8 protein-coding genes are annotated in these 9,434 nt (G+C 67.5%); 5 read left to right on the forward strand and 3 right to left on the reverse strand.

From position 1 onward, the window contains the following. Window positions 1-195 precede the first annotated feature (195 nt). Window positions 196-1,484 (forward strand): IS3 family transposase gene (locus M6444_RS16025; RefSeq protein WP_298329527.1). Its coding sequence is split into 2 segments (ribosomal slippage): window positions 196-469 and window positions 469-1,484, totalling 1,290 coding nucleotides; the frame shifts between segments, so codons are not numbered across the junction. Window positions 1,485-1,543: 59 nt separating this feature from the next. Beyond that, window positions 1,544-4,846 carry an error-prone DNA polymerase gene (locus M6444_RS16030; RefSeq protein WP_298329530.1) on the forward strand — a complete coding sequence of 1,101 codons (3,303 nt, stop codon included), beginning with the start codon at window positions 1,544-1,546 and terminating at the stop codon, window positions 4,844-4,846. Between the two features lie 4 nt (window positions 4,847-4,850). On the opposite strand, the gene M6444_RS16035 is transcribed toward M6444_RS16030, so the two are convergent. Further along, on the reverse strand, window positions 4,851-5,339 hold the full coding sequence (locus M6444_RS16035) for an RDD family protein (RefSeq protein ID WP_298329533.1): 489 nt from the start codon (window positions 5,337-5,339) through the stop codon (window positions 4,851-4,853). After that, a complete protein-coding gene (locus tag M6444_RS16040) occupies window positions 5,336-5,830 on the reverse strand; it encodes a hypothetical protein (RefSeq protein ID WP_298329536.1) in 495 nt (164 codons plus the stop codon). The genes M6444_RS16035 and M6444_RS16040 overlap by 4 nt, the downstream gene beginning before the upstream one ends. Window positions 5,831-5,956: 126 nt before the next feature. On the opposite strand from M6444_RS16040, the gene M6444_RS16045 reads away from it, so the two are divergent. Together M6444_RS16045 and nucS are read left to right on the forward strand one after the other, a co-directional pair. Continuing rightward, the gene (locus M6444_RS16045) at window positions 5,957-6,709 is read left to right on the forward strand and encodes a DUF4184 family protein (RefSeq protein WP_298329540.1); all 753 of its coding nucleotides are present in this window, start codon (window positions 5,957-5,959) and stop codon (window positions 6,707-6,709) included. 11 nt (window positions 6,710-6,720) lie between these two features. Continuing rightward, complete coding sequence (nucS, locus tag M6444_RS16050) at window positions 6,721-7,410, forward strand: endonuclease NucS (RefSeq protein WP_298329541.1); 690 nt, start codon at window positions 6,721-6,723, stop codon at window positions 7,408-7,410. Between the two features lie 28 nt (window positions 7,411-7,438). Here the strand turns inward: nucS and M6444_RS16055 are convergent, their stop codons facing one another. Next, on the reverse strand, window positions 7,439-8,023 hold the full coding sequence (locus tag M6444_RS16055; RefSeq protein ID WP_298329544.1) for a hypothetical protein: 585 nt from the start codon (window positions 8,021-8,023) through the stop codon (window positions 7,439-7,441). A gap of 164 nt (window positions 8,024-8,187) precedes the next feature. On the opposite strand from M6444_RS16055, the gene lpdA reads away from it, so the two are divergent. Then, window positions 8,188-9,434 (forward strand): dihydrolipoyl dehydrogenase (gene lpdA, locus M6444_RS16060; protein ID WP_298329547.1); only part of this gene is annotated, 1,247 nt, incomplete at its 3' end.

Here is a 9,434-nt window from a genome sequence, read left to right on the forward strand (position 1 = left end):
GCCGCCCAGACCGCTCTGGAGGTAGGAGGGCCCCAGGCCAGGCCCTTGATCAGCTGTTGAACAGCCCTGGTGCGATAGGGTGGGGGCCATGGGTAGTCCATCAATTGCAGTGACCCGGTTCCGCCGCTTCTAGCGGCGGAATGAATCGGCCCAGGTTTGATGCCGCTGCTGTTTGAGTCCGGAAGGATGGACAGCATGCCGAAGAAGATCGATCCCCAGCTGCGCGCGAGGTGCGTGCGGCTCGTCAGGGAGCACCTCCAGGAGTACCCCACCTTGACCGCCGCAGTCACCGCGGTGGCTCGCCAGGAAGGTGTCTCGCGCGAGTCCGTGCGGCGCTGGCTCGCGCAGGCCGAGGTCGACGACGGGACCCGCCCCGGCATCACGACCGAGGAGTCTGCCGAGGTCAAGCGCCTGAAGGCCGAGAACAAGCGGCTGCGGGAGGACAATGAGATCCTGCGCCGCGCCTCGATTTTCTTTGCGGGGGAGCTCGACCCCCGCAACCGCTGATCTGCGCGTTCATCGACGAGATGAGAGCCGAGGGCTATGCAGTCGAGCCGATCCTCCGCGTCCTGCGTCAGCAGGGCCTGACGATCGCTGCACGCACCTACCGGGCCTGGAAGAATCCGGCCAGCATCGCGGCCCGCACCGTCACAGACGCCCTGGTCGAGGACAAGATCCGCGACCTCGCCTGGACCATCAACCCCGCCACCGGGCAGGTCCAGATGACGCCCGAGGGACTCTACGGACGTAGGAAGTGGGTCGCGCTGCTCCGCCGCCAGGAAGGCCTGGCCGGCACCTCCCGCGGGGCGGTGGACCGGGCGATGCGGACCCTCGGTCTTGAGGGCATCCGGCGAGTGAAGAAGGTCCGCACCACGATCCCCGGCCCGGACGGGAAACGGGCCGGTGACCTGCTGAATCGCGATTTCACCGCCCCTGCTCCGAACCGGGTCTGGGTCACCGACTTCACCTACGTCCGCACCTGGGCGGGGTTCGTCTACGTCGCGTTCGTCGTGGATGTGTTCGCCCAGCGGATCGTCGGCTGGCACGCCTCCACCTCGAAGCAGGTCGACCTGGTCATGACCCCGCTGCGCATCGCGCTGTGGAACCGCGAGAGGGAAGGAAACCCGGTCTCACCAGGGAACTTGATCCATCACAGCGACGCTGGGACTCAGTACACCGCCATTCGACTGACCGAGCATCTCGCCCTCGAGGGCATCGCCCCGTCGATCGGGACCGTCGGCGACGCCTTGGACAACGCGCTGATGGAGACGATCAACGGGCTCTACAAGACCGAGTGCATCCGCACCACCGTCTTCCACGCCGGCCCCTACCGGACCCTCGCGGACGTCGAGTTCGCGACCGCCGGCTGGGTCGACTGGTACAACAACCGCCGCCTCCACGGCTCCCTCGGGATGCTCACCCCGATAGAGTTCGAAACGCTGCACAACGAGGCCCTCACCCGAGAGCCTGCACCCACAAAGTAGCGGCAGAGAACCTGGGCCGATTCACACCCTTCTGAACTCGCGGGACAAGGAAACACGCGATGGGCTGGCACAACCCCGACATCCCCTGGAGCGAATTCGAACGAGCACTGTCCTGGGGAAGCGGCTGGCGCAGCGACGGTGAGAAGCTGCCCCGAATCCCGGCATCCCCCACCGGCACCGGGCCGCGACCTGACACTGGACCGCGACCGTTCAGCCCACCCCGCGTCGCATGGGCCGAACTGCACTGCCATTCCGCCTACAGCTTCCTCGACGGCGCCTCCGAACCCGAGGACTTGGTGGCCGAAGCCGTGGCGCAGGGCGTGGGCGTGCTGGCCATCACTGATCACGACGGCATGTACGGCGTGGTGCGCTTCGCCGAGGCCGCTCGGGAGGCGGGGATCCGGACGGCCTTCGGGGCTGAGCTGAGCTTGAACCTCCCGACGAGGCGGAGCGGCGTACCTGATCCGGAAGGCCATCATCTGCTCGTCCTGGCTCGTGACCCCGAGGGATACCGGCGGCTGGCCGGTGCCATCACCGCTGCGCAGATGCGCGGTGACAAGGGTCGCCCGGTCTACGACCTCGCTGAGCTGGCCGAGGCGCACGACGGCCACTGGGCGATTCTCACCGGCTGCCGCAAAGGTCTCGTTCCTGCCGCTCTTGCTTCCGAGGGACCGAGAGCTGCCGAAGCAGAGCTACGGCGGATGATCGCCATGTTCGGTCGTGAGAACGTCTTCGTCGAACTGATCGACCACGACCAGCCTCTCGACGACGCCCGCAACGACACCTTGTTCGAGCTCGCGCACGACGTCGGCGTCGAGGTCGTGGCGTCCAACAACGTCCATTACGCCCGCCCCGCCGATGCCGACCTCGCCCAGGTGTTGGCGGCTGCCAGAGCCACCAGCAGTCTCGACGAGCTCGCGGGCTGGCTACCGGCCAACGGCACGTCGCACATCCGCAGCGGGGAGGAGATGCAGGAGCGGCTGGCCAGGTATCCCGGGGTCAGGGAGGCGACGGTCGCGCTGGGGGAGTCGTGCTGCTTCGATCTCGATCTCATCGCGCCGAACCTGCCGGATTGCGACGTCCCGGAGGGTTACACCGACGCCGAGTTCCTGCGCCAGGAAGTCGAGAAAGGAGCGCTCAAGCACTACGGCGAGCGTGGGCCGAAGACGAAGCGGATCTACGACCAGCTCGAACACGAGCTAGACGTCATCGAACGGCTCAACTTCCCCGGGTACTTCCTGATCGTTTACGAAATCACCCAGTTCTGCGAGCGGGAGGGCATCCTCTGTCAGGGACGCGGCTCAGCGGCGAACTCGGCGGTCTGCTACGCGCTGGGTATCACCGCCGTCGACCCGATCAAGCACAATCTGCTCTTCGAACGGTTCCTCACCGACTCCCGGGTGGGCCCGCCGGACATCGACATCGACATCGAGAACGCTCGCCGCGAAGAAGTCATCCAGCACGTCTACGAACGGTACGGACGCGACCGTGCCGCGCAGGTGGCCAACGTCAACACCTATCGACCACGGATGGCCATGCGCGACGTCGCCCGGGCCCTCGGCTACAGCCCCGGCCAGGTCGACGCCTGGACGCGGCACATCGGTCATCACGAACCGATCCCTGACGACGTCGGCATCCCCGAGCATGTCGCCCAGTTCGTGTACCGGCTGCTCCGGCTGCCGCGGCACTTGTCGATCCACTCCGGGGGCATGGTTCTGTGCGACCGCCCGGTCGGGGAGGTCTGCCCGGCCGAGTGGGCGACCATGCCCGGGCGCAGTGTTCTGCAATGGGACAAGGACGACTGTGCCGCAGCGGGCCTGGTGAAGTTCGACCTGCTCGGGTTGGGCATGTTGTCGGCGTTGCGGGAGTCCTTCCAACTCCTGACCGACCTGCGCGGGGTCACGTACACGTTGCGCGATGTTCCCGATGAAGATTCCAAGGTCTACGACATGCTGTGTGACGCCGACACCGTCGGTGTCTTCCAAGTCGAGTCGCGTGCGCAGATGGCCACGCTGCCACGGTTGCGCCCGCGACGGTTCTACGAGCTGGTGGTCGAGGTCGCCCTGATCCGCCCCGGCCCGATCCAGGGTGGCTCGGTCCACCCGTACATCCGGCGCAAGAACGAGCAGGAGGCCGTCACCTACCCCCACGAGTTGATGAAGCCCGCGCTCGAGCGCACCGCGGGTGTGCCGTTGTTCCAAGAACAGATGATGCAGCTGGCCATCGACTGCGCCGACTTCAGCGCCCAGGAATCCGACGAGTTGCGCCAGGCCATGAGCTCCAAACGTTCCCCGGAGCGCATCGAGCGGCTGCGCGATCGCCTCCTCGGGGGCATGGCGGCCAAAGGCATTCCGTCCGATGTCGCCGAAGACATCTACGGCAAGCTGTTCGGCTTCGCCAGCTACGGATTCCCCGAGTCGCACGCCTACAGCTTCGCCTACCTGGTGTACGCCAGCGCCTGGTTGAAGAGATACCACCCGGCGATCTTCACCACGGCCTTGCTCAACAACCAGCCCATGGGTTTCTACTCGCCGCAGACCCTGGTCGAGGACGCGCGACGCCACGGGGTGTGCATCAGAGGCGTCGACGTCAACGCCAGCGCCGCCAAGGCCGTTCTGGAAGAGTGCGTCCCGGTGACGTCGAACCACCCGCACGCGCCGGAGGAACCGCAGCCGGCTATCCGCCTCGGCCTGTCGTCGGTGCGCGGACTGGGCGAAGACGTCGCGCAAGCCATCGCCGACTCCCGTCCCTACACCGGCATCGCCGACCTCGTCCGCCGGGTCGACGTGTCGCTTCCGGCACTCGAAGCGCTGGCGACGGCGGGCGCGTTCGGGTGCTTCGGCCTCGACCGTCGCGAAGCGTTGTGGGCGGTCGGGGCGCTGGCCCACGACCGGGCCGACCAGCTTCCGGGCACCACTCCGGGGGCCGCGGCGCCGGCGCTGCCGGCGATGACCGCGGTCGAGCAGACGTTCGCCGACCTGTGGGCCACTGGTGTGTCTCCCGACAGCCATCCGGTGCAGCACGTCCGTGACCGGTTGGCCGAATGGGGTGCCGTACCGGCGGCACAGTTACGCAGCATCCAGGACGGACGCACGGTGATCGTCGGCGGCCTGGTCACGCATCGTCAGCGGCCCCCGACAGCCGGCGGTGTCGTCTTCATGAACATCGAGGACGAGACTGGCATGGTCAACGTCATCTGCCCGCCCGGGGTCTGGGAGCGTCAGCGCCGGATCGCCCTGGAGTCCTCGGCGTTGCTGATCGACGGACGTCTCGAGCGCGGCGGTGGCGCGATCAACCTCCTCGCCACCCGGTTGGCCCCGCTCAAAGTCACCGGCGGTACGCGCAGCCGCGACTTTCGCTGAGCGGTCACCACTGATAGAGCACGGCGCTGCCGACGAGCCGGTCATGGAGCGAACGCCGCTTCGGACTGACGATCACCCACGCCAGGCCGATGGGGAACACGGTGGCGAACGCCGCGCGCACCAGGGCACGAGGGACCGGCAGCCGAGCATGGGTGCCCGCGGTCACGACACGAATCCCCAGCACGGCCGAGCCGAACGTCCGGCCCATCGACGCCCACGCAATCGTCAAGTACGCCACCGAGATCACGAGCGCGCCCACCAACGTCACCGCGAACGGCACCAGGACCGGCTCGAACCTCACTGGGTCGACGGCCAGCACGAAGCCATTCACCAGCAGCAGGCCGACGGCGATGAAGGCGAGCACACTGATCACGTCGACCACACCGGCCATCGCCCGGGTCGCGAATCCCGCCGTGCGCCCCTGGAGCGGCCGAGCGCCCTTGGGGACACCGGACAGGTGCAGAGTGGGGCCCACCTCACGCCGCGTGGTCATCGGCGGGTCCGGCGCAGGAGGCGGTCCGCGACGCTGGCCACGACGTCGTCAGCTTCCATCCCACGACGGCGCACACCGACGACCACGTTGCTCGCCAACGAGCCCGACGACGTGCGAATGATCTCAGGAAGGTCGATCTCGTCGAGAATTTCGTCGGTGATCGCCGCCAGGTCGAGCCGGTCGGCGACCGCCGCGACGTCGATCCGCACGGCGACCGCGTCGACGATCAGCGGAACCAGCCGGTCCAGCAGCTCCGATGCATACCGGTGCTGCCGGCGTCGTTCCATTTCGCCGCGCTGAGCCAGCTCCACGACTCGCGAGCGCAGCTCCGTTTCGATCGCTTCGGCGATGTTGCGGGCAGCGGCGCGATAGCGGTGCGGCACCATCGCGCGAACGGGCGCCGAACCATGCCACGCCAGCCGCGCTGCCATTCCGGCCAGGGCGGTGCCGTACTCGGCCACCTGGACCGCGGCATCTCTGCCGGTCGCCATTACGCCAAGCACTACGTCCGACGGTTTTCCGCCGACCGCCGTCGTGCTCATGTGACCAGTATGGGCCTCGACCACGGATCGTGGCGTTACAGCGCCGCGCTCGCCGGCCTCACGTACTGTCGCCACGTGCCGTTCACTCTCGTTCACCCAGCGGCAGTGTTGCCGTTGGCACGCACGCCGTTGGTGGCTTCCGCGCTGGTGGCCGGCGCACTTGCTCCCGATCTGCTCTACTTCGATCTGCTTTACCGGGCTGCGGTGAGCGTCTCGGGGAACTTCACTCTCACACTCACGCATTCCCTGCATGCGGTGCTGTGGATCGATCCGCTCCTCGCGCTGGTGATGCTGCTGACGTGGTACGGCGTGCTTCGGCGGCCCTTGCTGGCCCTCGCTCCGCCGTCGTTGTCCGGTCGGTTCGCGCCGACGGACCGAATCAGGTTTCTGGCCAGCCCGCGGATGCTGGGATGGGTCTTCGTGTCTGCCGTGCTCGGCGCGACGACACACGTGCTGTGGGATGGCGTGACCAACGACGGCGGCGCGAGCCGCCTTCTGCAATACCTCAGTACCGTGGCCGGGGCGCTGTGCCTGGCGTGGTGGGTGTGGAGATGGTGGCACCGCACCGATCCCGCGCCGCAGGCCGCCGGCGACTGCCTGTCCCGTCGTACCCGGCGCAGTGTGATCGCGGCGCTGGTGCTGCTCGTGTCGTCCGGCGCCGTGATCGAACTGCTGACGAACGGACTGCCTGGCCTGGACGCGACCGGCCAGTACGAGTACGTGGTGCGCTCCGTGCTGGTCGGAGTCGCCAACGGCATGGCCGTGGGCATGGTCGGCTATGTGCTCGGTTGGCAGGGGTACACGCTACGCCGTGCCTTCGCCAGGTAACGTCGGCGCGCGTGAGAATCGTCATCGCTCGCTGCCAAGTCGACTACGCCGGACGGCTGTCCGCGCACCTGGCCGAAGCCGTCCGGCTGATCATGGTGAAGGCCGACGGCAGTGTGCTCGTGCACTCCGACGGTGGCTCGTACAAGCCGCTGAACTGGATGAGCCCGCCGTGCTCGCTGACGGTGTCCGAACCCGACGACGATTCCGACCGGGCGGTCGCCGTATGGACGGTGCGCAGCACCAAGACCGATGACCAACTCGTCATCCGCATCTACGAGGTGCACCACGACACCGAGCACGACCTGGGTGTCGACCCCGGCCTGGTGAAAGACGGCGTCGAGGCACATCTGCAGGAACTGCTGGCGGCCAACGTCGAGACGTTCGGGGCCGGTTGGCGGTTGATCCGACGCGAGTACCCCACGCCGATCGGCCCGGTCGACCTGCTGTGCCGGGACGACGGCGGGTCGGCCGTGGCCGTCGAGATCAAACGCCGAGGTGAGATCGACGGCGTCGAGCAACTCACGCGCTACCTCGAACTGCTCAACCGGGACCCGCATCTCAGCCCGGTCCGTGGGGTGTTCGCCGCGCAGGAGATCAAGCCGCAGGCACGTACGCTCGCCACCGATCGCGGAATCACCTGCGTGACCGTCGACTACGACGCCCTGCGCGGCATCGACGACCCCACCACCCGGTTGTTCTGACCGCGGCCGGGGCGCGCCGCGCGCAGGGTCAGTCGTGGACGGCGAACCAGCCGCGTTCCACCTCGAAGAACGGCGCCGTGCTCATGCAGGGTGAGACGTCTCCTTCGAACCCGGTGACCGCCCAGCTCCAGCCGATCCGGTCGTGGCGTCCGCCGTCGTCGATCGTGAACCCGACTCGTCGCCCGGCCGGTTCGAGCTCGGGCAGTCCCGGCATGTCGTACTCCTCGATGACTCCGGTGGCCACGGCGACGTCCCCCGCCACCCACATGCAGTCCAGGGAGCCGCTCATCTCAGCGAACAGGGTGCCGTCGGGACGTTCGTGGGTGACGGCGAAGGTGCCCTTCACCGACACCGGGCTGTCGGCCTCGGTGGTGTGTCCGCGGATGTCGAAATTCACCTGGTCGCCCTCGAATCCGGAGAACTGCAGCTCACCGCCGCCCGAGCCGTGAACGCTGGTGGTTCCTGACACACGCTTCGCGGTGTTCGGGGACTGGGCGGTGTCGGCGGCTTGCGCGACGCCCGTGGCGATGCCGGTGCACGCGGCGATCAGGGCCGCGGCGGCAACACGCCTGATCCGTCGTTGAGCGGGGGGTTGCACAGTGATGGGGGACATGTCCGGTCCTTTCGTGTCTCGGTCTGTCCCCTTGACCATCGCGTGTGAGCCGAGCGCTCGGGATCCCTCGGGCAGGGGAGTGCCACCAGCATTGGGGGTGAATGAGGCGCCCTGTCCGGGGGAGGCGGCGGATATCGACGGGCGCGGCATCTAGGCTAAAGCCCATGAGTGCGCATTTCGACGTCGTGGTTCTGGGAGCCGGCCCGGGCGGATACACCGCAGCTGTTCGTGCGGCGCAACTGGGCAAGTCCGTAGCGATCGTGGAGTCCAAGTACTGGGGCGGGGTCTGCCTGAACGTGGGCTGCATCCCGAGCAAGGCGCTGCTGCGCAACGCTGAGCTGGCTCACATCATCCAGCACGAGGCGCAGAAGACGTTCGGCATCACCATCGACGGCGAAGTCACCGCCGACTACTCCAAGGCGTACGAGCGCAGCCGGACCGTCGCCGACGGGCGGGTCAAAGGCGTGCACTACCTGATGAAGAAGAACGGCATCACCGAGTTCCAAGGCTGGGGCACCTTCACCGACGCCACGACGCTGGACGTCCAGCTCAGCGACGGCGGGAACGAGACGGTGACGTTCGATCACTGCATCGTCGCCACCGGCGCCACCACCAAACTGCTGCCCGGCACCCAGCTCAGTGAACGAGTCGTGACGTACGAGGAGCAGATCCTCGAAAGCGAGTTGCCTGGGAGCGTCGTCATCGCCGGCGCCGGCGCCATCGGCGTCGAGTTCGGCTATGTCCTGGCCAACTACGGCGTGCAGGTCACGATCGTGGAGTTCCTCGACCGGATGGTTCCGCTCGAAGACCCCGAGGTGTCCAAGGAACTGGCCCGGCAGTACAAGAAGCTCGGCGTCGACGTGCGCACCTCCACCCGGGTGGAATCCATCGACGACTCCGGCGACAAGGTCAAGGTCACGGTCACGTCGGGGGACAAGCAGGAGGTCATCGAGACCGACAAGGTCCTGCAGGCCATCGGTTTCGCCCCGCGTGTCGAGGGCTACGGGCTGGAGAAGACCGGTGTCACGGTGAACGACCGCGGCGCCATCGAGATCGACGAGTTCATGCGCACCGACGTGCCGAGCATCTCGGCGATCGGCGACGTCACCGGGCGGCTGATGCTCGCCCACACCGCCGAGGCCCAGGCCGTGGTGGCGGCCGAGACCATCGCCGGCGCCGACACCATGCCGATCAACTACGCGATGATCCCGCGGGCGACCTACTGCCAGCCGCAGATCGCCGCGTTCGGCTACACCCAGGAGGAAGCCGAGAAACTCGGGCACCAGGTCAAGGTGTCCAAGTTCCCGTTCATGGCCAACGGCAAGGCGCACGGCCTCGGGGACGCCACCGGCTTCGTCAAGATCGTCGCTGACGCCGAGCACAACGAGCTGCTCGGGGCCCACCTCATCGG

The sequence above is a fragment of the Haloactinopolyspora sp. genome, from assembly GCF_027324685.1.
GTDB lineage: Bacteria > Actinomycetota > Actinomycetes > Jiangellales > Jiangellaceae > Haloactinopolyspora.

Bases quoted from the DNA above. Each gene is read 5' to 3' on its own strand.
- M6444_RS16055 (WP_298329544.1), bottom strand. From the start codon at position 8,023: ATGTCCCCCATCACTGTGCAACCCCCCGCTCAACGACGGATCAGGCGT.
- M6444_RS16035 (WP_298329533.1), bottom strand. From the start codon at position 5,339: ATGACCACGCGGCGTGAGGTGGGCCCCACTCTGCACCTGTCCGGTGTC.
- M6444_RS16040 (WP_298329536.1), bottom strand. From the start codon at position 5,830: ATGGCGACCGGCAGAGATGCCGCGGTCCAGGTGGCCGAGTACGGCACC.
- M6444_RS16030 (WP_298329530.1), top strand. From the start codon at position 1,544: ATGGGCTGGCACAACCCCGACATCCCCTGGAGCGAATTCGAACGAGCA.